The sequence below is a fragment of the Modestobacter sp. SYSU DS0290 genome (assembly GCF_054050955.1).
The window spans coordinates 440,682-462,380 of sequence record NZ_JBJHAI010000001.1 but is presented as its reverse complement, the minus strand read 5'-3'; the positions used below and the strand labels follow the sequence as shown (position 1 = coordinate 462,380).

General features: G+C 76.4%; 26 protein-coding genes and 1 riboswitch. Of the genes, 8 read left to right on the top strand and 18 right to left on the bottom strand.

From position 1 onward, the window contains the following. The first annotated feature begins 103 nt into the window (after window positions 1-103). Window positions 104-817, top strand: coding sequence for a (2Fe-2S)-binding protein (locus ACI795_RS02320; protein ID WP_457073554.1), 714 nt, complete (start codon window positions 104-106; stop codon window positions 815-817). A 2-nt stretch (window positions 818-819) separates the two neighbouring features. Here the strand turns inward: ACI795_RS02320 and ACI795_RS02315 are convergent, their stop codons facing one another. From ACI795_RS02315 to ACI795_RS02255, 13 genes are all read right to left on the bottom strand, one after another. Next, complete coding sequence (locus tag ACI795_RS02315; RefSeq protein WP_457073553.1) at window positions 820-1,998, bottom strand: serine hydrolase domain-containing protein; 1,179 nt, start codon at window positions 1,996-1,998, stop codon at window positions 820-822. Window positions 1,999-2,111: 113 nt separating this feature from the next. After that, window positions 2,112-2,375, bottom strand: a complete 264-nt coding sequence (locus ACI795_RS02310; protein ID WP_457073551.1) for a helix-turn-helix transcriptional regulator — start codon at window positions 2,373-2,375, stop codon at window positions 2,112-2,114. Next, window positions 2,372-3,226: an ABC transporter permease gene (locus ACI795_RS02305; protein WP_457073549.1), complete on the bottom strand. Its 855-nt coding sequence runs from the start codon at window positions 3,224-3,226 to the stop codon at window positions 2,372-2,374. Before ACI795_RS02305 ends, ACI795_RS02310 begins: the two co-directional genes overlap by 4 nt. Beyond that, window positions 3,223-4,167, bottom strand: a complete 945-nt coding sequence (locus ACI795_RS02300) for an ABC transporter ATP-binding protein (protein WP_457073548.1) — start codon at window positions 4,165-4,167, stop codon at window positions 3,223-3,225. Before ACI795_RS02300 ends, ACI795_RS02305 begins: the two co-directional genes overlap by 4 nt. Window positions 4,168-4,286: 119 nt before the next feature. After that, window positions 4,287-5,528, bottom strand: a complete 1,242-nt coding sequence (cobA, locus tag ACI795_RS02295) for a uroporphyrinogen-III C-methyltransferase (RefSeq protein WP_457073547.1) — start codon at window positions 5,526-5,528, stop codon at window positions 4,287-4,289. Next, the gene (gene cobC, locus ACI795_RS02290) at window positions 5,515-6,951 is read right to left on the bottom strand and encodes an Rv2231c family pyridoxal phosphate-dependent protein CobC (protein ID WP_457073546.1); all 1,437 of its coding nucleotides are present in this window, start codon (window positions 6,949-6,951) and stop codon (window positions 5,515-5,517) included. Before cobC ends, cobA begins: the two co-directional genes overlap by 14 nt. Further along, window positions 6,948-7,793, bottom strand: coding sequence for an energy-coupling factor ABC transporter ATP-binding protein (locus tag ACI795_RS02285; RefSeq protein ID WP_457073544.1), 846 nt, complete (start codon window positions 7,791-7,793; stop codon window positions 6,948-6,950). The genes cobC and ACI795_RS02285 overlap by 4 nt, the downstream gene beginning before the upstream one ends. Continuing rightward, a complete protein-coding gene (cbiQ, locus tag ACI795_RS02280) occupies window positions 7,790-8,524 on the bottom strand; it encodes a cobalt ECF transporter T component CbiQ (protein WP_457073543.1) in 735 nt (244 codons plus the stop codon). Before cbiQ ends, ACI795_RS02285 begins: the two co-directional genes overlap by 4 nt. Continuing rightward, on the bottom strand, window positions 8,521-8,832 hold the full coding sequence (locus ACI795_RS02275; protein ID WP_457073542.1) for an energy-coupling factor ABC transporter substrate-binding protein: 312 nt from the start codon (window positions 8,830-8,832) through the stop codon (window positions 8,521-8,523). Before ACI795_RS02275 ends, cbiQ begins: the two co-directional genes overlap by 4 nt. Further along, on the bottom strand, window positions 8,829-9,548 hold the full coding sequence (locus ACI795_RS02270) for an energy-coupling factor ABC transporter permease (RefSeq protein ID WP_457073540.1): 720 nt from the start codon (window positions 9,546-9,548) through the stop codon (window positions 8,829-8,831). The genes ACI795_RS02275 and ACI795_RS02270 overlap by 4 nt, the downstream gene beginning before the upstream one ends. Next, complete coding sequence (locus ACI795_RS02265) at window positions 9,535-10,920, bottom strand: cobyrinate a,c-diamide synthase (protein ID WP_457073538.1); 1,386 nt, start codon at window positions 10,918-10,920, stop codon at window positions 9,535-9,537. Before ACI795_RS02265 ends, ACI795_RS02270 begins: the two co-directional genes overlap by 14 nt. A gap of 106 nt (window positions 10,921-11,026) precedes the next feature. Beyond that, the gene (gene cobO, locus ACI795_RS02260) at window positions 11,027-11,641 is read right to left on the bottom strand and encodes a cob(I)yrinic acid a,c-diamide adenosyltransferase (RefSeq protein WP_457073536.1); all 615 of its coding nucleotides are present in this window, start codon (window positions 11,639-11,641) and stop codon (window positions 11,027-11,029) included. Window position 11,642: 1 nt separating this feature from the next. Then, the gene (locus ACI795_RS02255; protein WP_457073535.1) at window positions 11,643-13,727 is read right to left on the bottom strand and encodes a putative cobaltochelatase; all 2,085 of its coding nucleotides are present in this window, start codon (window positions 13,725-13,727) and stop codon (window positions 11,643-11,645) included. Between the two features lie 46 nt (window positions 13,728-13,773). Further along, window positions 13,774-13,885: riboswitch (adenosylcobalamin (AdoCbl) riboswitch) on the bottom strand. A 78-nt stretch (window positions 13,886-13,963) separates the two neighbouring features. Between ACI795_RS02255 and ACI795_RS02250 the strand changes: the two genes are divergently transcribed. Genes ACI795_RS02250 through ACI795_RS02230 form a run of 5 tightly spaced genes read left to right on the top strand, consistent with a single transcriptional unit; the run spans window position 13,964 to window position 16,594 of the window. Then, window positions 13,964-14,410 carry a hypothetical protein gene (locus tag ACI795_RS02250; protein ID WP_457073533.1) on the top strand — a complete coding sequence of 149 codons (447 nt, stop codon included), beginning with the start codon at window positions 13,964-13,966 and terminating at the stop codon, window positions 14,408-14,410. Continuing rightward, the gene (locus ACI795_RS02245; protein ID WP_457073531.1) at window positions 14,407-14,901 is read left to right on the top strand and encodes a hypothetical protein; all 495 of its coding nucleotides are present in this window, start codon (window positions 14,407-14,409) and stop codon (window positions 14,899-14,901) included. Before ACI795_RS02250 ends, ACI795_RS02245 begins: the two co-directional genes overlap by 4 nt. Next, entirely contained in the window at window positions 14,898-15,191 is a 294-nt protein-coding gene (locus ACI795_RS02240) for a transcriptional regulator (protein ID WP_457073530.1), read from the top strand. The genes ACI795_RS02245 and ACI795_RS02240 overlap by 4 nt, the downstream gene beginning before the upstream one ends. Before the next feature lie 34 nt (window positions 15,192-15,225). Beyond that, complete coding sequence (locus ACI795_RS02235; RefSeq protein ID WP_457073528.1) at window positions 15,226-16,284, top strand: AbrB family transcriptional regulator; 1,059 nt, start codon at window positions 15,226-15,228, stop codon at window positions 16,282-16,284. A 31-nt stretch (window positions 16,285-16,315) separates the two neighbouring features. Next, on the top strand, window positions 16,316-16,594 hold the full coding sequence (locus ACI795_RS02230) for a hypothetical protein (protein ID WP_457073527.1): 279 nt from the start codon (window positions 16,316-16,318) through the stop codon (window positions 16,592-16,594). Between the two features lie 4 nt (window positions 16,595-16,598). Here the strand turns inward: ACI795_RS02230 and ACI795_RS02225 are convergent, their stop codons facing one another. Beyond that, on the bottom strand, window positions 16,599-17,096 hold the full coding sequence (locus ACI795_RS02225; RefSeq protein ID WP_457073525.1) for a type II toxin-antitoxin system PemK/MazF family toxin: 498 nt from the start codon (window positions 17,094-17,096) through the stop codon (window positions 16,599-16,601). Window positions 17,097-17,327: 231 nt separating this feature from the next. Here ACI795_RS02225 and ACI795_RS02220 point away from each other — a divergent pair, with 231 nt between their 5' ends. Beyond that, the gene (locus ACI795_RS02220) at window positions 17,328-17,525 is read left to right on the top strand and encodes a hypothetical protein (protein WP_457073524.1); all 198 of its coding nucleotides are present in this window, start codon (window positions 17,328-17,330) and stop codon (window positions 17,523-17,525) included. A gap of 18 nt (window positions 17,526-17,543) precedes the next feature. Here ACI795_RS02220 and ACI795_RS02215 read toward each other — a convergent pair whose 3' ends face one another. Next, window positions 17,544-18,167 carry an MSMEG_1061 family FMN-dependent PPOX-type flavoprotein gene (locus ACI795_RS02215; protein ID WP_457073523.1) on the bottom strand — a complete coding sequence of 208 codons (624 nt, stop codon included), beginning with the start codon at window positions 18,165-18,167 and terminating at the stop codon, window positions 17,544-17,546. Window positions 18,168-18,191: 24 nt separating this feature from the next. Here ACI795_RS02215 and ACI795_RS02210 point away from each other — a divergent pair, with 24 nt between their 5' ends. Then, on the top strand, window positions 18,192-18,581 hold the full coding sequence (locus tag ACI795_RS02210; RefSeq protein ID WP_457073521.1) for an acyl-CoA thioesterase: 390 nt from the start codon (window positions 18,192-18,194) through the stop codon (window positions 18,579-18,581). Here the strand turns inward: ACI795_RS02210 and ACI795_RS02205 are convergent. The 3 genes from ACI795_RS02205 to ACI795_RS02195 all read right to left on the bottom strand — a co-directional run bounded on the left by ACI795_RS02205 (window position 18,568) and on the right by ACI795_RS02195 (window position 21,583). Then, complete coding sequence (locus tag ACI795_RS02205) at window positions 18,568-20,067, bottom strand: cobyric acid synthase (protein WP_457073520.1); 1,500 nt, start codon at window positions 20,065-20,067, stop codon at window positions 18,568-18,570. The genes ACI795_RS02210 and ACI795_RS02205 overlap by 14 nt on opposite strands. After that, window positions 20,064-20,729 carry a lysophospholipid acyltransferase family protein gene (locus ACI795_RS02200; protein WP_457073518.1) on the bottom strand — a complete coding sequence of 222 codons (666 nt, stop codon included), beginning with the start codon at window positions 20,727-20,729 and terminating at the stop codon, window positions 20,064-20,066. The genes ACI795_RS02205 and ACI795_RS02200 overlap by 4 nt, the downstream gene beginning before the upstream one ends. Window positions 20,730-20,851: 122 nt before the next feature. Further along, entirely contained in the window at window positions 20,852-21,583 is a 732-nt protein-coding gene (locus ACI795_RS02195) for a PAS and ANTAR domain-containing protein (protein ID WP_457073516.1), read from the bottom strand. Between the last annotated feature and the right edge of the window lie 116 nt (window positions 21,584-21,699).

The following is a 21,699-nucleotide window of genomic DNA, read 5'->3' as shown; positions in this document are numbered from 1 at the left end:
GCGAGGCGACGCTGTCTCTGCTGCACAACCTATGGCCCCGGTCACCTCCTCGTCAGGTTCCCCCGCACGTCGCGGGGGAACCCGGCCGGGCCAGACTGTCGCGGTGGACGCCGGGACGACGCGGTTCGCCCGGCTGCCCGGTGCGGCGGGGCTCGGGCTGGTACCCCCGCCCTCGACGGACGCCGTCCCCGCGACCGTGCTGGCCGACCCGGCCTGGACCGGTGAGGTGCTGGCGGCCCGGGCGCCCCGGCAGGGCACCGACGACCGGCGGGTGCTGGCCACGGTGTGGTGGTACTCGGCGTCCACCGTGCTGCTCGGGCCGTTCCTGGCCGGGCTGGTCACCGGGGTGCCGGTGTCCGCCCGGCTCGCCGACACCACGCTGCACCTGCTCGGCGGGCACGCGCCCGTCGCGGCGACCGCCGGTGACCCGGCCGCCGGCGACGCCCCGGCCGGCGAGCTGCGCGCCTCGCTGGCGGCGGTGGTCGCCGCGGTGGCTGCGGCCGGCGGGCTGCGGGAGCGGCCGCTGTGGGCGATCGCGACCGACTCGATCGCCAACCGGCTGCTCGCGCTCGGTCGGGCCACCGGCGACGTCGCGGCGGCCACCGCCCTGGCCGGCCCGCTGGCCGCGGGGATCGGGTCGCCGCTGCCCGCCCCGCGCTACGCGGACGTCGCCGGGGTCCGCTTCACCCGCCGGGCCTCCTGCTGCCTGCTGTACCGGGTGCCGCACGAGGCCACCTGCACCGCGTGCCCGCGGCGCCCCCCGGCGCACCGCGAGGTGCTGCTGGAGGACGCCGCGAGCCGGTTCCCGCCGGACTGAGGTCAGCCGCAGATCGCGGTGTCGATGGTCTCCTCGAGCCGGATCGCCTGCTCCTCGGTGGCCGGGTCGCCGGTGATCACGACGACCGCGCCACGCCCGTCGCTGGTGACGGCGTTGCGGGTGTGCGACCCGGGCAGGTCACCGCCGTGGCCCCAGGCGACGCCGCCGCAGCTTAGCGTGTAGGTCTGCAGCCCCAGCCCGTACTCCTCCGCGCCGCGCAGCACCGTGCCGTCCGCGGGGACCGTCCGCTGCATCTCGGCCAGGAGCTGGGGGCTGAGCAGCTCGCCGCCGACCAGTGCGGAGTTGAAGCGCAGCAGGTCCCGCGGGGTGGAGACGAGCGCTCCGGCGGCCCAGCCCAGGGACGGGTCGAGGACGCTCACGTCGACCGGCGGGCCCTCCGGCTCGAGCGGGGAGTAGACGTGCGGGTGGCGGCCCCGCAGCTGCTGCTCGCCCTCGCCGGGCCAGTAGGTGTCGCGCAGGTGCAGCGGCTCGATGACCCGCCGGGTGATCTCCTCCCCGACGGGCCGGCCGGTCACCCGCTGCACGAGCAGCCCGGCCAGCACGTAGTTGGTGTTGGAGTACTCGAAGCCGCCGCCGGGCGGGAAGAGCGCCGGCTGGCTCAGCCCGGCGGCCAGCAGGTCGTGCGGCTCGTAGAAGCGGTGGTATCCGCTGCCCTGCCACTCCTCGATCAGCACGTGGTCGTAGTCGGGGATGCCGCTGGTGTGCTGCAGCAGCTGGCGCACGGTGATCTGCCGGCCGTCGATCCCCTCGCCGCGGACCAGCCCCGGCAGGTACGTCTCGACCGGCTCGTCGAGGGCGACCCGCCCCTCGCCGACCAGCTGCAGCACGACGGTCGCGGTGAACGTCTTGGTGTTGCTGGCGACGCGCACCTCCCCGTTCCGGGGCACCGGCGCGCCGGTGGCCAGGTCGCCGACGCCGGCGGTCAGGTCGCGGACCCGGCCCCGGGCGTCGCTGACCGCGGCCAGGGCGCCGGGGTACCCGTCCTCGCGGACCAGGGCGTCCAGCTCCCGCTGGAGCTCGCCGGCCGGGGCGTGCCGTGGTGGGGCGGCGGTGGCGGGCGGCGCGAGCAGCCCGGCGGCGAGCAGGCCGCTGAGCGCGGTGCCGGCGGCGACGACGGACGTGCGGCGGCGGGCGGGGGAGGGGCGGGTCGTTCCGGTCACGGTGACTCCCTGGGGGTCGGACGACGGACGGCTCCGACCCTCGTCGCGCCGGCCCGCCGGCTCGATCCCGCTGGCACGACGGCCGGTGGTGGTGCAGGCACCACCACCGGCACTCACGCGCTGGAGGCCGTCCCGTCGTCCGCCGTCCGGTGCAGGTCGGTGACCCGGGGGAACGGCGCCAGGGAGAAGACCGCCTCGACCGGCACCCGGAAGAACTCCGCGATGCGCAGCGCCAGGGCCAGGCTGGGGCTGTACTCGCCCCGCTCCAGGTAGCCGACGGTCTGGTAGTGCACCCCCAGGGCGTCGGCCAGCTCCCGCCGGGTCACCCCCTGCTCGGCGCGCAGCAGCGCGATCCGGTTGTGGACGCCCTCGGTCACCTGACCCACTGCAGCGCCGCCTCCCGCGCGGCCTGCACCTGCGAGCCCGACTGCCGCCGGGCCATCCGGCGCAGCACCCGCGGTGCGAGCAGACAGCCCACCACGGCCCACGCGGCGAGCACGAGGAGGGCCACCCCGGGGCGCCAGACGTCGCCGAGCTCGGCGACCGCCGCGTCGTCGGGGAGGAACGCCCAGCGCAGCCCGTGGCCGAGCCAGTAGACCGGGAAGACCTGGGCGACGGCCTGCACCCAGCCCCACAGCGCCTGGACCGGCACGATGATCCCGGAGATCCCCAGCAGCACCAGGGTCGGCAGCATCCCCCAGGTGCCCACCTTCTGGACGCTCGGCACGACCGAGCCGATGACCATGCCCCACGGCAGGAACGCGAGCAGGGCGACCGCGATCAGCCCGACGGTGACGGCCCAGCCGGCCCCGCCCCGGTGCATCAGGTCGTCGAACAGCAGCAGGCTGGGCACGAGCAGCACCAGCAGCGTCGGCACCAGGTTGAGGGACTGCAGGGTCAGCTGGCCGGTGACGTAGCCGGGCATGCCGGCCGGGAGCGCCTTGTGCCGCAGCAGCGTGCCGTCCTCCCGCTCCATGGCCAGCGCGTACGCCGGGCCGATGACCACGCCGAACACGAGCAGCCCGCCGAGGATGCTGGGCAGCGCGAACGACGGGTAGAGCAGGCCGGTGCCGCTGACCTCGTCGTCCCGGTGGATCCACAGCCAGCCCAGCGTGAGGCCGCCCATGAACAGGTAGAAGCCTTGGTCCTGCGGGCTGCGCAGGCCCTGCAGGAACTCCGTCCAGCCGCGGCGCAGACCGAGGCCGATCGCGTGCCGGGTGGCGTTCACCGGGTCGCCGCCACCAGCTCGGGGGAACGGGGGGCCGCCTCGGCCCGGTGCACCATCGCCAGGTAGGTGTCCTCCAGGCCGGCGCGGCGCACCTCCAGGTCGGTCACCTCCTCACCGTGCTGGGTCAGCAGCTCCCGGACGAAGGGCACCGGCTCCTCGGTGGCGTGCACGAACACCTCGCCGGCGCAGGTCCAGCGCACCTCGGCGCGGCCGGCGACCTGCCGGGCGAGCGCGTCCGGGCTGCCGTCGGCGACGATCCGTCCTCCGTTGAGGATCAGGATCCGGTCGGCCAGGCGTTCGGCCTCGCCCAGGTCGTGGGTGGTGAGCAGGATGCTGGTGCCCTCCAGGTCCGACAGCCGGTGCACCAGGTCGTGGAAGTCCCGCCGGGCCTCCGGGTCGAACCCGGCGGTCGGCTCGTCCAGGAACAGCAGCTCCGGACGGCCGATGATGCCGACGGCGACGTCGAGGCGGCGGCGCTGGCCGCCGGAGAGGGTGGCGATCTTCCGGTCGGCGCCGTCGGTGAGGCCGACGGTGGTGAGCAGCCACTCCACGTCGTAGGGGCGTGGGTGGTCGGGGGTCGCGTAGGGGGCGTAGTAGCCGCCCAGGTAGGACAGCAGCCGGCGGGGCGTCCAGCGGGGGTGGTCCCGCCAGGACTGCAGCACCACCCCGACCCGGGCGCGCCAGGCGTCGTCGCCGGTGGCCGGGTCGGCGCCGAGCACCTCGACGGTGCCGGCCGAGGGCAGCCGGAAGCCCTCCAGCACCTCGATGGTGGTGGTCTTGCCGGCGCCGTTCGGGCCGAGCAGGCAGACCACCTCGCCCGGGTGGACGTCGAAGTCGACACCGGTGAGCACCTGCGTGGACCCGTAGCTCATCCGCAGGTCGCGGACCCGGATGACCGGTTCGGGAGCCGGCGAGCCGGCCGGCTGGGGGGACGAGGACACCGCGTGCACGTGCATCACTCCTCTGACCGCTTCGGTGCGGTGATAGTAGGAGTGCTACATCGGCAGCACTAGTGCTTTCTGCGTGCCTCTGCGGCCACGCCGCGTGTGCCGCGGCCGGATCAGGCCGGCGGGGCGCCGAGGCCGACGACGTCGCCGACCACCCAGACCGCCGGCGGGCGGATGCCCTCGTCGGCGATCGCCCGGCCGAGGCCGACGAGGGTGGTGCGCACGGTGCGCTGGCCGGGGGTGGCGCCGTCGGCGACCACGGCGACCGGCGTCTGCGGGTCACGGCCGTGCTCGACCAGCGCGGCGGCGATCTGCGGCGCGGTGTCCACGCCCATCAGGACGACGACGGTGCCGCGCAGCCGGCCCAGCGCGGCCCAGTCCACCAGCGACGCCGGGTGTCCGGGCGGCACGTGCCCGGAGACGACGACGAACTCGTGGGTCATGCCGCGGTGGGTGACCGGCACCCCGGCGAGCCCCGGGACGGCGATCGCGCTGGTGACCCCGGGCACGACCTCGACCGGCACCCCGGCGGCCGCGCACGCCTCGAGCTCCTCCCAGCCGCGGCCGAAGACGAACGGGTCGCCGCCCTTCAGGCGCACCACCCGCTTGCCGGCGCGCGCCCGGGAGACCAGGAACTCGTTGATCTGCTCCTGGGCCATGGACCGCCCGCGCGGCAGCTTGGAGGCGTCGATCACCTCGACCCCGGCGGGCAGCGTCGCGAGCAGGCCCTGCGGGGCGAGGTGGTCGGCGACGACGACGTCGGCGGTCGCCACCGCGTGCCGGCCGCGGACGGTGACCAGGCCCGGGTCGCCCGGCCCGCCGCCCACCAGCACCACGCTGCCCGGCGCGCCCTCGGCCGTGCGGGCGGCGCGGTCGGAGATGGAGCCGTCGGTGATCCCGGCCAGCACCGCGTCGCGGACGCCGATGGCCCGCTGCGGGTCGCCGCCGCCGTGCACGCCGACCACCAGGTCGCCCTGCCGGCCGACGGCGGGGGTCCAGGCGCTGGAGGCCGACCGGTCGTCGGCGCGGGCGCAGAACACCCGGGCCCGCTCGGCCTCCTCGGCGATCGCGGCGTTGACGTCCGGGTCGTCGGTCGCGGCGACGGCGTACCAGGCGCCGTCCAGGTCGCCGCGCACGTACCGGCGGGGGTGCCAGGTCACCGAGCCCGGGGCGACGAGGGCCTCCAGTGCCGGGGTGACCTCGGGGCTCACCACGGTGACCAGGGCGCGTGCCTCGAGCAGCCCGGCCACCCGGCGGTGGGCCACCTGGCCGCCGCCGACCACCACGACACGGCGTCCGGCCAGGCGCAGCCCGACCGGGTAGACGGCGGCCGGGGCGGGGTCAGTCGCGGTCATCGGTCTCCTCTGCCAGGGCGGCCGGGCGGGTTGGCAGATCAGCGGCGACGTCGGCGGTGACCTGCTCAAGGATGGCAGCCAGCGCCTGGCCGAACGCACGGGAGGTCCCCGGGTCGCGTACGGCGACCCGCAGATGGTCGCCGGTCAGCCCCGGGAAGGTGTCCCCGCGGCGCACCGCCCAGCCCTCCTCCCGGAGCAGGGCGCGCACCCGGGCGCCGCCGGGCACGCGCAGCAGCACGAAGGCCGAGGCGGGGTCGCCGACGACCTCCACCCCGGCCGGGAGGGCGGCCAGCAGTTCCCGCCGGTGCGCGGTCAGCTGCCGGGCGACGGCGTCGGCCTCGGCCCGGGCGCGGTCGGTGCTGCAGGCGACCAGCGCCGCCAGCGCCGGGGTGGAGACCGGCCAGTGCGGCTGCTGCGCGGCCAGCGCCGCGACCAGGTCGGCCGGGCCGAGGGCGTAGCCGATCCGCAGCCCGGCGAGCCCCCACGTCTTCGTGAGGCTGCGCACCACGAGCACACCGGGCAGGTCGGTGCGGTGCGCCAGGGACGCCGGCTCGCCGGGCACCGAGTCGGCGAACGCCTCGTCGACCACCAGCACCCGGCCGGGCCGGGCCAGCGCGGCGACCGCGTCGGCGGGGTGCAGCACCGACGTCGGGTTGGTGGGGTTGCCGAGCACCACCAGGTCGGCGTCGGCCGGCACCGCTGCGGGGTTCAGCCGGTACGCCGGGGCGGACAGCAGCAGGCGCTCGACCGGGTGCCCGGCCGCCCGCAGCGCCGCCTCCGGCTCGGTGAACGAGGGGTGCACGACGACGGCCCGGCGCGGGCGCAGCGCCCGGGCGAGCAGGGTGAAGGTCTCGGCCGCGCCGGCGGTGAGCAGCACCTCGGTGGGGGGCCGCCCGTGCGCGGCGGCGACGGCGGCGCGGGCGGGACCCTGGTCGGGGTAGCCGGCGCTGGCGTCCAGCGCCTCGTGCAGCACTGCGCGCAGCCAGGCCGGCGGGGCGTCGGCCCGCACGTTCACCGCCAGGTCGACCAGCCCGGGGGCGACCTCGGCGTCCCCGTGGTGCCGGAGATCGACGTCGTCGCCGGTCGCGACCGCGACCGTGACCCGGCCGTGCACGGTCTTGCCGACGACGAGCCGGCCGCCGCCGAGCAGCGCGGCGGCCTCGGCGACCGAGCCGGTGCCCACCGCGGCGGCCACCCGCGCCGAGGGCGCCGGCACGGGCACCGCCGCCAGCGCCGACGCGGGGTGCCCGGTCAGCGGCCAGCCCCGGCGGGCGGCGGCCTCGCGCAGCCCGGGCTCCGCGGCCCGGGCGTCGAGGGTGGCCAGCACGACGGGTCCGGCGTCCGGCGGGAGGACCGCGTCGACCGCGGCCAGCACCTCGTCGGCGGTCACCCCGCTCCGGGCCCCGAGGCCCACGGTGATCACGCCCGGACGCCGGGGGAGTCGGGCAGCGCGGCGAGCAGGGCGTCGGCGTCGCGGGGCAGGGCGCCGTCGGGCAGCAGCCCCAGCGCGCGCAGGCGGGCGCCCACGGTGAGCGCCCAGGGCCGGTCGAGCCGGGCCCGGGCGAGCAGCGCGTCGTCGCCCAGCACGGTCTCCGGCGCCCCCTGCACCACCCGGCCGTCGACGACGACGGCGACCTCGTCGGCCCAGCGCAGCGCCAGGTCGACGTCGTGGGTGCTCATCACCACCGTCGAGTCGGCCTCCTGCAGCCGGGCGAGGGCGGCCAGCGCCTCGCCGACCGCGGTCGGGTCGAGCCCGGCGGTCGGCTCGTCCAGCAGGAGCACGCAGGGGCGCATCGCCACCGCGCCGGCCATCGCCACCCGCTTGCGCTCCCCGTAGGACAGCTGGTGGGTGGGCCGCTCGGCCAGATGGGTGACCGCGAGCAGCTCCAGCGCCTCGGCCACCCGGGCGCGCACCTCGTCCTCGGCCAGGCCCAGGTTCACCGGGCCGAAGGAGACGTCCTGGGCGACGGAGGCGCTGAACAGCTGGTCGTCGGGGTCCTGCAGCACCAGCTGCACCGCCTGCCGGTGCGCGCGCAGCCCCTTCCGGGTGTGGTGCAGCTCGGCGCCGTCCAGGGTGACCCGGCCGCGGGCGGGCTCCAGCGCACCGGACAGGCAGCGCAGCAGCGTCGTCTTCCCCGAGCCGTTGGCGCCCAGCACGGCCAGCCGCCGGCCCGCCGGGACGGTGAGCGAGGCGCCGTCGAGCACCGGCCGGCGGCGGTCGTAGCCCACGGTGAGCCCGGCCGCGGCCAGGGTCAGGTGACTCATGCGAGCACCCCGACGGTGACCAGCGCGGCCAGCCCGGCGACGGTGAGCGCCTCGAACCGGCGGGAGCCCGGCAGCGTCTCGGGCAGCACCCGCAGGCCGGTCTCCATGCCCCGGCCGGCCAGCCCGTCCTGCAGCCGCCGGGCGCGGTCCCAGGAGCGGGTCAGCACGGCGGCGGCGAGCACCCCGCTGGAGCGGTAGGACCGGCGCACGGTGGAGTGGCCCATCCGCGCGGTCTGCGCCTCCCGGATGGTGGTCAGGCTGGTCAGCAGCACGAACAGCAGGCGGTAGGTGACCGAGGCGACCTCCACCACCGCGGCCGGCACCCGCAACCGCTGCAGCGCGGGCAGCAGGTCCGACATCGGCGTGGTGGTCGCCAGCAGCAGCACCGCGGCGCTGCCGGCCAGGGCGTGCCCGACCAGCCCGCCGGCCCGCGCAGCGGCGTCCGGGGCCCAGCCCAGGCCGCCGTCGCCGATCTGCACGACCGCGGTCAGTGCCCCGATGGTGATGAACGCCAGCGGCAGCCGGATGGCCCGGCCGAACGTCCGCGCCGGCACCCGGGCCGGGCCGAGCGCCAGGACGACGGCGGCCAGCCCGACCAGCACGCTGCCCGGCCACACCGGCAGCACCAGGGCGCTGAGCACCAGCCCGCCCGACAGCAGCAGCTTGTCGGCCGGGGACCGCCGCCGCCAGGCGCTGGCCCAGGCGGCGTCGTCGATCGCGAGCCCGGTCACGGGCCCGGGGTGGGGCTCTCTGCCGCCCGGTGCGCCGTCCGCCGGCCGCGCAGCCGGCCGAGCACGTACCCGAGCACCCCGCCGCCCAGCGCGGCCTGCAGCGCGAACAGCCCGGACTCGATCTCCGAGGAGCCGGGGGAGAACACCGACTCGAACCACGGCTCGTAGTCCGGGTCGGACTCCTGCACCAGCTCGGTCGCCTGGCTGTCGGTGCCGGCGTACTCGCTCTCCCGGTCCAGCAGCAGCGGGGCGGCGAACAGCGCGATCACGGCCAGCACGAGCAGCGCGGTGACCAGGTGCCGCCTCATCGGAGCCCCTCCCGGGCCACGCCGTCCTGGTGGGGCACGGGGTCGGGCTCCGGTTCGGGGCGGAGGACGCCGAGGCGTTCGAGCTCGGGGCGGGCGTTGACGGTGAGCACCCGGAACAGCAGGACGCCGAGCAGGCCCTCGCCGATCGCCAGCGGCAGCTGGGTGACCGCGAAGACGCCCAGGTACTTCAGCGCCGCACCGGCCAGCCCGCTCTCCGCGTCCGGGAAGGCCAGCGCGAGCTGCAGCGACGTCGTCACGTAGGTGGCCAGGTCGGCCAGCGCCATCGCGGCGAAGACACCGACCAGCAGCCCGCCGCCGCAGCCGCGCACCAGCCGGTAGGCCCCGTAGCCGACCCACGGCCCGACCACCGCCATGGAGAACGCGTTGGCACCCAGCGTGGTCAGCCCGCCGTGGGCGAGCAGCAGCGCCTGGAACAGCAGCACGACCGTGCCGAGCAGCGCCATCACCGGCGGCCGGAACAGGACGGCGCCCAGGCCGGTGCCGGTCGGGTGGCTGGAGCTGCCGTTGAAGGAGGGCAGCTTGATCGCGCTCAGCACGAAGGTGAACGCGCCGGCCGCGCCGAGCAGCAGCGTCGACTCCGGGTGCTCACGGACCTCCTTCACCACCGCGCGGGCGCCGTGCACCACGAACGGGGCTGCGGCGAGGGTCCAGCCCAGCGCGTGGGTCTCGGGGAGGAACCCCTCAGCGATGTGCACGGCCGACCTCCTGGGGGAGCCGCGCGGCGGCGGCGACGAAGCGGGTGGCCATCCCGGGTGATCCGGCCCAGTTCAGGTGCAGGTAGGACGCGTGCACGTTCCCGCTGACGAAGCCCTCCGGCCCGTCGGCGCTCCACTGCCAGGCCGGGGTCGGGCCCGCGGTCGGGCCCGCGGTGGTGCGGTGGAACTCGTGCCCGCGCACCCGGGTGCCGGCCGGGGCCAGCACGCTGTCGGTCAGCGCGACCGCGGCCCGGTAGCCCAGGGTCAGCCGCGGGTGCATCGCCGTCGTCGTCGGCAGGACGCCGCACATCGGCTCACCGTCCAGCTCCCGGGACAGGTACAGCAGCCCCGCGCACTCCGCGGCGATCGGACCGCCGCGGGCGGCGAGGTCGGCGATCGCCGTCCGCAGGCCGACGTTGGCGCTCAGCGCGCCGGCGTGCACCTCGGGGAAGCCGCCGCCGACCACCAGCGCCCGGGTGCCCTCGGGCAGCGCGTCGTCCCGCAGCGGGTCGACGGTCACCACCTCGGCGCCGGCGGCGGTGAGCAGCTCGGCGGTCTCGGCGTAGCCGAAGGTGAACGCCGGGCCACCGGCGACGGCGACCACCGGCCGGCCCGCGACCCGGGTGACCTCCGCGGCCGGGTCCCACGGCTCGCCGGCCAGGTCCGGGGCGGTGCGGGCCAGTCGCAGGACGGCGTCCAGGTCGACCGATGCCTCGACCACCGCGCCCAGCGCCCGGACGGTGCGGACCGCCTCGGCCGACCGCTCGGCCGCGGGCACCAGGCCCAGGTGCCGGGAGGGCGTGTGCAGGTCCTCGATCCGCCGGACCGCGCCCAGCACCGGCACGCCGGCCGCGCCGAGCGCCTCGCGGAGGATCGCCTCGTGCCGGTCGGTGCCGACCCGGTTGAGGACGACGCCGCCGATGCGCACCGACGGGTCGAAGGTGGCGAACCCGTGCACCAGCGCCGCCACGCTGCGCGCCTGCGAGGCGGCGTCGACGACGAGCACCACCGGCGCCCGCAGGTGGGTGGCCAGCTGCGCCGTCGACCCGTAGCCGGGCTCCACGCTGGCGTGCGCAGCGCCGTCGAACAGGCCCATGACGCCCTCGACCACCGCGACGTCGGCGCCGCGGGAGCCGTGCAGGAACAGCGGGGTGATCCGCTCGTCGCCGACCAGCCACGGGTCGAGGTTGCGGCCCGGGCGGCCGGCGGCCAGCCCGTGGTAGCCCGGGTCGATGTAGTCGGGGCCGACCTTGTGCGGGCTCACGGTGAGCCCGCGGGCGGTCAGCGCGGCGATCAGGCCGGTGGTGATCGACGTCTTGCCGGCGTTCGACGACGGCGCGGCGACGACGATCCGCGGGATGCGGGTGCTCATCGGCGAGCCCACGCGCCGAGTGCGCACTTCTGGTCGCCGACACGCACGGACACGCGGGGGCGGGCGACCACAACTCCGCACTGGACGGGGGACGGGGCCGGGCGGCTCACCACTCGATCCCCCGCTGGCCCTTCTGGCCGGCGTCCATCGGGTGCTTGACCTTGGTCATCTCCACGACCAGGTCGGCGGCCTCGACCAGCGCCGGCGGGGCGTCGCGCCCGGTGACGACGACGTGCTGGCTCCCCGGGCGGTTCGTCAGCGTCTCGACGACGTCCTCGACGTCCACCCAGCCCCACTTCAGCGGGTAGGTGAACTCGTCGAGCACGTAGAAGCGGTGCGCCTCGGCGGCGAGGTCGCGCTTGATCTGGGCCCAGCCCTCGGCGGCGTCGGCGGCGTGGTCGGTCTCCTCGCCGTGCTTGCGCGACCACGACCAGCCCGAGCCCATCTTGTGCCAGACGACCGGGCCGCCCTCGCCGGTGGTCTGGTGCAGCCGGCCCAGTGCGGTCAGCGCGTTCTCCTCGCCGACCTTCCACTTGGCGCTCTTGACGAACTGGTAGACCGCGATCGACCAGCCCTGGTTCCACGCCCGCATCGCCATCCCGAAGGCGGCGGTGGACTTGCCCTTCATCTCGCCGGTGTGCACCGCCAGCAGCGGCCGGTTGCGGCGCTGCCGGGTGCTCAGTCCGTCCTGCGGTACGACCGCGACCTGTCCCTGCGGCATGTCAGGCGGCCTCTCGCACCGAGCGGACGACGCCGGAGAGCGCCTCGGCGCCCAGCTCCTCCAGCCGCAGCGTCTGCGCGCCGAGTCGGGCGCCCAGGGACGCCGCCAGCCCCAGCCGCACCGGCCCGGACTCGCAGTCGACGACGACGCTCGCGACGTCGGCGGTCGCCAGCAGCCCGGCCGCCCGGCGGGCGTCACCGAGGTGGTCGCCACCGCGGGCGCCGGTGGCCCGGCCGTCGGTGACGACGACCAGCAGCGGCCGGCGCTGCGGGTCCCGGACCCGCTCCAGTGCCAGCGTCTCGTGGGCCTTGAGCAGCCCGGCGGCCAGCGGGGTCCGCCCGCCGGTGGGCAGGGCGGTCAGCCGGGCGGCGGCGGCCTCGACCGACCAGGTCGGCGGCAGCGCCAGGTCGGCCGCCCCGCCGCGGAAGGTGATCAGCCCGACCTTGTCCCGCCGCTGGTAGGCGTCCATCAGCAGCGAGAGGACGGCGCCCTTGACCGCGGCCATCCGGGAACGGGCGCCCATCGAGCCGCTGGCGTCGACGACGAACAGGACGAGGTTGCCCTCGCGGCCCTCGAGCGTGGCCTGGCGCAGGTCGCCGCGCTCGATGCGCAGCCCGCGGCCGGTGCGCCCGCGCGCCCGCTGGTGCGGGGCAGCGGCGACGACCGTGTCGACCAGGTGCAGCTTGGTCACGGTGCCCTCGGGCGTGCGGGAGCCGACCACGCGGCCGCGCTCGCTGCGCGCCCGGGACCGCCGTCCGGCTGCGCCCGCGCCGATGCCGGGCACCTCCAGGCGCTTCGTGCGGAACGGGTCGGACGGCGCGACGGCGGCCTTCTCCGGGGCGGGTGCGGCGTCGGTGTGCCCGCCGCCCTCACCCCGCGGCGCCGTCGTCGGCTCACCCTGCGGTTCTTCGCGGACATCCGCGGACGGTTGCTCCCGGGAGACCGCGTCCGGGGAGGGCCCGCCGGTGGGGGGCGGGGGTGTGCCGCCGTCGCCGCCGCCGTCGCCACCGCCGTCCGGGCCCCCGTCGGTCGGGTCGGTGCCCTCGGGCGGGGTGGGGTCCTCGTCGGGCGGGGAGTCGGGGCGGGAGTCCGACAGCGCCTGCTCCAGCGTCTCCTCGTCCAGTCCGGGGGCGTCGAACGGGTTGCGCCGGCGGCGGTGCGGGAGGGCGAGCCGGGCGGCGACCCGGACGTCGTCCTCGGTGACCTCGGTGCGGCCGGCCCAGGCGGCGTGGGCGATCGCGGCACGGGCGGTGACCAGGTCGGCGCGCAGCCCGTCGACGTCGAACGCGGCGCAGACGGCGGTGACCTGCTGGAGGGCGGCGTCGCTGAGCACCACCCGGGGCAGCAGCTCGCGGGCGGCGGCGATCCGCCGGGCGAGGTCCTGCTCGGCGGCGGCCCAGGCGTCGGCGAATCCGGCCGGGTCGGCGTCGTGGGCGAACCGGCGGCGCACCACCTCGGCGCGCTCGCCCGGGTCGCGGGGGGCGGCGACCTCGACGGTGAGCCCGAACCGGTCGAGCAGCTGCGGGCGGAGCTCGCCCTCCTCGGGGTTCATCGTGCCGACCAGCAGGAAGCGAGCCGCGTGCCGCACCGAGACACCCTCGCGCTCGACGTACGCGCGGCCCATGGCGGCGGCGTCCAGGAGCAGGTCGACCAGGTGGTCGTGCAGCAGGTTGACCTCGTCCACGTACAGGACGCCGCGGTTGGCCGCGGCCAGCAGGCCGGGTTCGAACGCCTTGACGCCCTCGGTGAGCGCCCGCTCGAGGTCCAGGGCACCGACGACGCGGTCCTCCGAGGCGCCGACCGGCAGCTCGACCAGCCGGGCCGGGCGGGTCTGCCCCGGGGCGGCGGCGTCGTGCGGACCGTCCGGGCACTCCGGGTCGGGGGCGGCGGGGTCGCAGGCGAAGCGGCAGCCGGCGACGACGTCGACCGGCGGCAGGACGGCGGCCAGGGCGCGCACCGTCGTCGACTTCGCGGTGCCCTTCTCGCCGCGCACCAGCACGCCGCCGACGGCGGGGGAGACGGCGTTGAGGAGCAGGGCCAGCCGCATGTCGTCCATGCCGACGACGGCGCCGAAGGGATAGGTCATGAAGAGACCACAGGTCCTCTCCCCGGGTGTCCACGCCCGGAGGTGGCAGGAAGCGACGGCGGGAGTTCCTGACTCCCCGGCCTGGACCGGGTCACAGTGGCGGGACCGCGCCGGAGTCGCACCGGGCTTCCTCCACTGCCGTCGCAGTTGGAGCGTCATTCGACCACGGCTGCCCGGGGCGGGACCAGGGGCGTGTCTCTTGACGAAGTGGAAAGTGATACGCCACTCTTTCCGGTATGGAAAGCAACGGGATCGACCGCGACGCAGCGGTCGCCCAGCTCGCTGCGCTGCAGGCCGACCGCGACGCGCTGGCCGACCGCGTCGTGCCTCCGGGGTGGTACGACGCGTCGCTCGGGCTGCTGCTGTTCGGCTTCCTGTCCTCCTACGCGTTCGACTCACCCTGGGTCACGTTCCCGGCGCTGGTCGTCTTCTTCGGCGGCCTCGGCGCGATGGTGTCCGCGTACAAGCGGATCACCGGCGTCTGGGTGAACATCGACGGCCGGTCCATGGTGCTGTGGTGCGCGATCTACCTGCCCGTGCTGCTCGGGGCCCTGGTGCTCGCCGAGGGGTACGGCCAGCGCTGGGCGATGGTCGTGGCCGGCGCCGTCCTCGGCGTCGCGGTCACCCTCTTCGGCCGGCGCTGGAGCCGGGCCTACGCCGCCGAGCTGCGGGGCCGGCGGTGACCGGCGGTCCGCTCGACGGGGACGGGCCGCTGGCCACCCGTGACCAGGCGGCCGCGCAGCTCGCCGCGCTGCAGTCCGACCGGGCCGCGGTGGCCGACCGCCTGATGCAGCCGTGGTGGTACGACGTCGCCCTGGGCTTGCTCCTCTTCGGCTTCTTCGGCAGCTACTCGTCCCGGAGCACCTGGGTCATCGTCGGGGCGCTGGTGATCTTCCTCGCCGGGTGCGCGGGGCTGATGGCGGCGTACCGGCGGATCACCGGGGTCTGGTGGGACGCCCGGAAGGTGGGGCCGGTCCAGGGGCGGGTCCAACGGGCCACGCGCTGGTGGGCGATCGGCTTCCTGGGGCTGTACGGCGTCGGTGCCGCCGCCGAGTTCCTGCTCGACCTGCGTGGTGCCATGGTCGTGGTGGCCGCGGTGCTGGGGGCGTCGGCGGGGCTGCTCAGCCGCTGGGTCACCCGGATCTACGTCGCCGGCCTCCGCGAGGGCCGGTGACCGCCGTCGAGCCGCGGTTCGATGCGGTCGTGCACGCTCCGCCGCGGCTGCAGATCTGCGGGCTGCTCGCCGCCGTCGACCTGATGGACTTCGCGACCGTCCGGGACGCGGTGCAGGTGAGCGACTCGGTGCTCTCCAAGCACGTCAAGCAGCTGGAGGAGGCGGGCTACGTGCAGGTGCGCAAGGCGACGATCGCCTCCCGCCAGCGCACCAGCCTGGCGCTGACCAGGGCCGGCCGGGCCGCCTTCGACGCGCACGTCGCCGAGCTCCGCCGCATCGCCAACCTCTGAGGGGCCGGGAGGCCGCTACGGCAGAGTGCACCGCGTGGCGCGGGGACGACGGTGGTTGCTGGCCGACTGGGCGGTCGTCCTCCTCGCCGCGGTGCTGCTGGCGCTGGTCATGGACCTGCTCTCCGTCCCCTCCCCGGCGTTGTTCGGCGGGCTGGCCGCGGGCCTGGGCCGGGCGCTGATCGGCCGCACCCAGCTGGTGCTGCCGCGACCGGCGCTGACCGGGGCGCAGGCGCTGATCGGGGTCTCGGCCGGTGCGCTGGTGCAGCCGGAGACCCTCCGGGTCGTCGCCGAGCACTGGCTGCCGGTGCTCTCGATCACCGTGGCGACCCTGCTGGTCAGCCTGGCCGCCGGGCAGCTGATGCGCCTGCAGCGCGGGATCAGCGCGGTGACCGGGGCCTTCGCGATGGTCGCCGGCGGGGCCTCCGGGATCACCGCGATGGCCCGCGACCTCGGCGCCGACGCCCAGCTGGTCGGGGTGCTGCAGTACCTGCGGGTGCTGGTGATCGTGGTGGCGATGCCGGTGGTGGCGACCACGGTCTACGGCGCCTCGCCGGGCGGCGGGGCGGCGCCGGTCGACGACGGCCCGGGCTGGGCTGCGGGGTTGCTCTTCACCGCGTTCTGCGGAGCGGCCGGGCTGGTGCTCGGCCGCGTGGCCCGCATCCCGGTCGGTGCGCTGCTCGGGCCGCTGCTCGTCGCGGCCGCGCTGGACCTGACCGGCGTCTCGCAGGGCGCCGGGGTGCCGGCGGCGGTGCAGGCGGTCGCCTTCCTGGCGATCGGGCTGCAGGTGGGCATCGGGCTCACCCGGCCGAGCCTGCGGGTGGTCGGCCGGGCGCTGCCGCTGGCGCTGGCGCTGATCGTCGGCGTCATCGCCGCCTGCGCCGGGCTGGGGCTGCTGCTGTCGGCGACGGCCGGGGTCAGCCGCCTGGAGGGCTACCTGGCCACCACCCCGGGTGGGCTGTACGCGGTGCTGGCCACCGCCAGCGGCAGCGGGGCCGATGCGACGTTCGTCCTCGCCGTCCAGGTGCTGCGGTTGTTCGTGATGCTCTTCACCGCCCCGCTGCTGGCCCGGGTGCTGCGGCCGCGCCAGGGCTGAGGGGTGGCCCGAGGCGCCTACCCTGGTCCGGGTGCGCGAGCCGATCGGAGGAGGACCGCTGTCCCAGGACACCGTTGAACCGGCGGAGAGCGACGCCGTGCTGCTGTTCGTCGGTGGCCCGCTCGACGGCCGGGTGGAGGTCCGCGAGGCCCGCCACGGCGACCCGCTGCCCACCGTCACCCACGTCCACCTGCACGGCGGGCCGAAGGTCGTGCACCGGTACGACCTGCAGAGCCTGACCGCGGGCGCCGGCGTCTACCACCTGCGGTCGCGGGTGTCCGCGCACGAGAACGAGCCCTCGACCGACTGACCGGTCAGCGCCCGCGCAGCCGGCGGACCTCGGCGGCGACCAGGTCGAACCGGGCCCGGTCCAGGGTGGCCCCCTCGCGGCGGACGTCGTCCGCGGCCAGGCGCAGCACCCGGTCGACGCGCACCTCGCTGGGCCGGCCCCGCCGGTCCCAGGAACCGCTGCCGATGTCGACCCAGTGCCGGCCGTGCCGGGCCTCGTCGGCGGCGTCCCGATCGTGGTCCCGGCTGGTCAGCATCAGGCCCAGCAGGGCCTCGCCGTCCCGGCCGACCACCAGCACCGGGCGGTCCTTGCCGCGGCCGTCGGCCTCCTCGAAGGGGACCCACGCCCAGACGATCTCCCCCGGGTCGGGGCGGCCGTCGTCCCGCGGCCGGTAGTCCAGCTCCAGCGGCCCGTCGTGGTCGGTCACCGCGCTCGGGGTCGCCGGCCGGGCAGTGCGCGGGGGACTGGCCGTCCGCACCGCCGTCGCCAGCCGGCCCAGCGCTCCGCGCCATCTGCTCGCCATGTCCGGACCGTAGGCGACCGACCACGCGGCGTGCCTCACGAGGACACGCCGCCGGGCGGGCGAAAACGTCGCGTCGGTCGTTCCGCCCGAACCACAGGGGTGTGATTCTGCTGACGAACGGTGCCTGGACGACCGCAAAGCGGCGCCATCGACGGTTGGAACGGCCAACGATGGGCCACTACAGGACGACGGCGCTGACCATCAGCCGCCAGTGGGGGAGAGGGGCATGTGATGACCACAGCCCAGCCGGTGCAGCCGGTCAACGTCGCGGGTCCCGGTCAGGTCCGGGCCAGTGCGCTGGCCGCGTGGCAGCTGGTCGAGGACGCCCGCTACCGACCGGAACGCCGGGCCCGCGCCGACCGGATCCGGCTGCTCGCCCAGCGGGCGGTCGCCGCCCGCAGAGCCGAGCGGGAGGAGCTCGCCGGCTGACCGGCCGGCGAGCCGGGACTACAGCTCCTGGGCGAGCTCCGCGCGGATCGTCGCGTCGTCGGGCAGCGGGATCTCCAGCCGGCAGTGCTCCCGCAGCACCTCGCCGAACGGCGTCATCGTCGACCGGTCGACGTGCGTGCTGGGGTCCCACAGCCCCGAGCGCATGACCGCCTTGCCGCACTGGAAGTAGACCCGCTGCACCTGGACCACCAGCACCGAGCGGGGCGCCCGGCCGAACTCGGTCAGGTCGATGCCGAGGTCGTCCGGGCCGACCAGCGACGTCGTCCCGAACACCTTGAGCGTCTCCTCCGCGCCGGGCACGAAGAACAGCAGCGCGGCCCGCGGGTTCTCGGTCAGGTTGCGCAGGCTGTCGACGCGGTTGTTGCCGGTGCGGTCGGGCAGCGCGAGCCGGTGCTCGTCGAGCACGTGCACGAACCCCGGGTCACCGCCGCGCGGGCTGATCTCCGGCCAGCCGTCGGCGCCGGCGGTGGAGAGCGTGGCGAAGGGGGACAGCCCGATGAACGCCGCGCAGTGCCGGTCGATCCGGTCGATCTCCTTGTCCAGCACCAGCTGACTGGGCGGGCGGTAGCCGGCGAGCACCTCCTGGTCGGAGCGGGCGGTCCCGGCGATGCTGCTGTCCACGCCCCGACGGTAGCTTGACCTCCCGTGCCCGAGGTGTGGAGTGCCCCCGTCCGCTTCGCCGAGTGCGACCGGCAGGGCGTCGTCTTCAACGGCCACTACCTGACCTGGGCGGATGAGGCGCTGGGAGCCTGGTGGCGGGCCGCCGGCGTCGACTGGACGGCGCTGAACGCGGCCGGGGTCGAGTACTACGTGCGGGCCAGCGCGCTGGAGTGGACGGCCCCGGTCCGGCACGGCGACGTGGTGGCCGTGGACGCCGACCTCGAGCGGCTGGGCACGACGAGCGTGACGCTGCGGTTCACGGTCCGCGTCGGCGAGCGGCCCTGCTGCACCGTGCGGTCGACCTACGTGGTGACCACCGACGGCCGGCCGGTGCCCTGGCCCGACGACGTCCGGGCCCGGGTCAGCGCGGGCTGAGCCCGCTCGCCAGCACGGGCAACCCCGCAGGCGGGCCGGACTCGACCAGCCGCCACAGCGCGTCGGTGTCGGCGTGCTCGGCGATCAGGTCGCCCAGGGCGTCCAGCCGGGCCTCGCGGACGGCGGCGAAGTCGGTGTCCGGCGCGACGGTGAACCGGCGGCCGGCGATCGCGGCGACCTCGGTGAGGAAGGCCCGGCGGAAGCCGTCGGACTCCAGCGCGCCGTGCCACGTCGTCCCGAAGACCGCGCCGGCCCGGGCGCCGTCCAGGAACGGCTCGGCGCCGTCGTCCACGACCGCGGTGCCGTGGTGGATCTCGTAGCCGCGCACCGGCTGGCCCCACGCCGTCCCGGACGGCCGGCCGAGGGTCTTCTCCCGGGCGAAGGTGACGTCGGTGGGCAGCAGGCCCAGCCCGGGGACGACGCCGGCCCGGGACTCCACGTCGTCGCTGATCGTGCGGGCGAGCATCTGGTGGCCGCCGCAGATGCCGAGCACCGGGCGGCCCGCGGCGGCGCGGCGGGCGACGGCGTCGGCCAGCCCGGTCTCCCGCAGCCATTGCAGGTCGGCCACGGTGGACCGGGTGCCGGGCAGCACCACCAGGTCGGCGTCGGCCAGCTCCTCGGGGCGGGTGGCGTAGCGCACCAGCACACCGGGCTCGGCGGCGAGCGCGTCGAGGTCGGTGAAGTTCGACAGCCGCGGCAGCCGGGCCACCGACACCCGCAGCACGTCCTCGCCGTGCGGCGGCAGCGCCGGGCCGCGGACCGCGTCGACGCCGAGGGAGTCCTCGACGTCCAGGTGCAGGCCGGTGCGGAAGGGCAGCACCCCGAGCACCGGCCGGCCGGTGAGGTCGCGCAGCTGGTCGAGCCCCGGGGTGAGCAGCCGGGCGTCGCCGCGGAACTTGTTCACCAGGAAGCCGGCCACCAGCCGCTGGTCGGCCGGCGGCATGAGCGCCACCGTGCCGTACAGCGCGGCGAAGACCCCGCCGCGGTCGATGTCGCCGACCACGACCACCGGCAGCTGCGCGGCGGTGGCCAGGCCCATGTTGGCGATGTCGTCGGCGCGCAGGTTGATCTCGGTGGGGGAGCCGGCGCCCTCGCAGACCACGACGTCGAACCGGGACCGCAGGTCGGCCAGGCAGGCGAGCGCCTGATCCAGCAGCGCGGCCTTCATCGGCCGGTAGGACAGCGCGGTGACGTCGGCGACCGGCTTCCCCAGGACGACGACCTGGCTGGCGTTCTCCCCGCCCGGCTTGAGCAGCACCGGGTTCATCGCCGCCTCGGGCTCCACCCGGGCGGCCGCGGCCTGCATCACCTGCGCCCGGCCGATCTCCGCGCCGTCGGCGGTGACCATGGAGTTGTTGCTCATGTTCTGCGCCTTGAACGGGGCGACCGACACCCCCTGGCGCACCAGCCAGCGGCAGATGCCGGCGGTGACCACGGACTTGCCGGCGTCCGAGGTGGTGCCGGCGACCAGCAGTGCGCCCCTCATGCAGCGGTCGGCGTGGTGCCCCAGCCGGCCTTCTCCTGGCCGGAGAGCTCGGCGATCGCCTCCATCACCCGGTCGGTGACCTCCCGGCGCGCCCGGCCCTTGCCGGCCATGCCGCGGTGCTCGGGGAAGACCAGCGGCTCGCCGAAGGTGACCCGGATCCGGTGCGGACGCGGCCACCGCGCGTCGATCGGCTGCACCCGGTCGGTGCCGTGCACGGCGACCGGGACCACCGGGCAGTCGGCGGTGAGCGCCAGCCAGGCCACCCCGGTCTTGCCGCGGGCCAGCCGGCCGTCCCGGGACCGGGTGCCCTCGGGGTAGATGCCGAACGCCCCACCGGCGCGGAGGACCCCCATCGCGGTGTCCAGCGCGGCCTGCGCCGCCCGGGAGGCCTCCCGCTCGACCGGGAGCGCGCCCAGCGCGGTGAACAGCGTCCGGGTCAGCCAGCCCCCGATGCCCGAGCCCTGCCAGTACTCGGCCTTGGCCAGGTAGCCGACCCGGCGGGGGGCCATCAGCGGGATGGCGATGCTGTCGATGAAGGAGAGGTGGTTGCTGGCCAGGATCACCGGGCCCGTGGCCGGCACGTTCTCCCGGCCCACGACGGTGGGCCGGAACGCCACGATGAACAGCGGCCGCAGCACGAACCGGGCGAACAGGTAGAACACGCGCCGGCCTCCCCTCGTTCGTCCCGCACCCGGACCGGGACTCCGGTGCCGAGCGGCCCCGGCATCTTCTCCGACGAGCGCCGGGGCGGGACGGGCGGGGGCCGAGGGACCAGCTGCCGGGGTCAGACGCTGCGGCCGGGCGGGCAGGCGTCGTGCAGGATCTCCCGGACGTCGGCCGGCAGGGGCTGGCGTCCGCTGGCCGAGTCGATGATCGACAGCGCGACGTCGCGCACCTTCCGGTGGGTGTGGCTGGAGATGTGCGCGAGCAGGTCGAACGCGACCTGGTCACCGCAGCCCATCAGCAGCATGAGGATGCCCTTGGCCTGCTCGATCGCTGCCCGGCTGGCCATCGCGGTGCGCAGCTGCTCGACCTCGGTCTCCAGCCGGTGCACCGGGTCGGCGGGGGCGGCCGCCGGCGGGTGCGCCCGCTCCTCGGTCAGGTCGACGACGAGCCCGCCGAGGACGACGACCCGGCCGGAGGGGTCGGCCTCCGGCTCGCAGACCAGCAGCGCCCGGCGCTGCTGCCCGTCCGGGCGGATCAGCCGGTGCTCCCGGGTGAAGGGCGCGCCGGTCACGCCGGCGGCCCCGAGCGCCTCGCGCAGCGCCGGCCGGTCGTCGCGGTGCACCTGCGCGAGCAGCAGCTGGGCCGACGGCCGGACGGCGGCCGGGTCCAGGCCGTGCAGCGCGAACAGCTCGGGTGACCACCACCACTGCCCGGTGACCAGGTCCCCCCGGAAGCGCCCGGTCAGCCGGCCGGGAGCCGGGGCGGTCGGGAGCGGGGGGTGCGCGGCGGGGGCCGGGCGGGGGACCGCCGGGGTCCCGGAGGGGGCGGCGGCCGTGGTGGTGGAGGGCATCGACTCCGACCGATCTCGACAGTGCGCCGGGGTTCTCCCGGCGGGGCCTCCGCGCGCCGTGTTCTCGACTGGGAACGCCCATCGCCCCGGATGGGCGACCACGCTGGGGAAGTTAC

What these genes read in the sequence shown, in the direction of transcription:
- cobA (WP_457073547.1), bottom strand. Translation starts at nt 5,528, where the DNA reads ATGACCGCGACTGACCCCGCCCCGGCCGCCGTCTACCCGGTCGGGCTG.
- ACI795_RS02285 (WP_457073544.1), bottom strand. Translation starts at nt 7,793, where the DNA reads ATGAGTCACCTGACCCTGGCCGCGGCCGGGCTCACCGTGGGCTACGAC.
- ACI795_RS02275 (WP_457073542.1), bottom strand. Translation starts at nt 8,832, where the DNA reads ATGAGGCGGCACCTGGTCACCGCGCTGCTCGTGCTGGCCGTGATCGCG.
- ACI795_RS02265 (WP_457073538.1), bottom strand. Translation starts at nt 10,920, where the DNA reads ATGAGCACCCGCATCCCGCGGATCGTCGTCGCCGCGCCGTCGTCGAAC.
- cobO (WP_457073536.1), bottom strand. Translation starts at nt 11,641, where the DNA reads ATGCCGCAGGGACAGGTCGCGGTCGTACCGCAGGACGGACTGAGCACC.
- ACI795_RS02255 (WP_457073535.1), bottom strand. Translation starts at nt 13,727, where the DNA reads ATGACCTATCCCTTCGGCGCCGTCGTCGGCATGGACGACATGCGGCTG.
- ACI795_RS02250 (WP_457073533.1), top strand. Translation starts at nt 13,964, where the DNA reads ATGGAAAGCAACGGGATCGACCGCGACGCAGCGGTCGCCCAGCTCGCT.
- ACI795_RS02225 (WP_457073525.1), bottom strand. Translation starts at nt 17,096, where the DNA reads ATGGCGAGCAGATGGCGCGGAGCGCTGGGCCGGCTGGCGACGGCGGTG.
- ACI795_RS02220 (WP_457073524.1), top strand. Translation starts at nt 17,328, where the DNA reads ATGACCACAGCCCAGCCGGTGCAGCCGGTCAACGTCGCGGGTCCCGGT.
- ACI795_RS02205 (WP_457073520.1), bottom strand. Translation starts at nt 20,067, where the DNA reads ATGAGGGGCGCACTGCTGGTCGCCGGCACCACCTCGGACGCCGGCAAG.
- ACI795_RS02195 (WP_457073516.1), bottom strand. Translation starts at nt 21,583, where the DNA reads ATGCCCTCCACCACCACGGCCGCCGCCCCCTCCGGGACCCCGGCGGTC.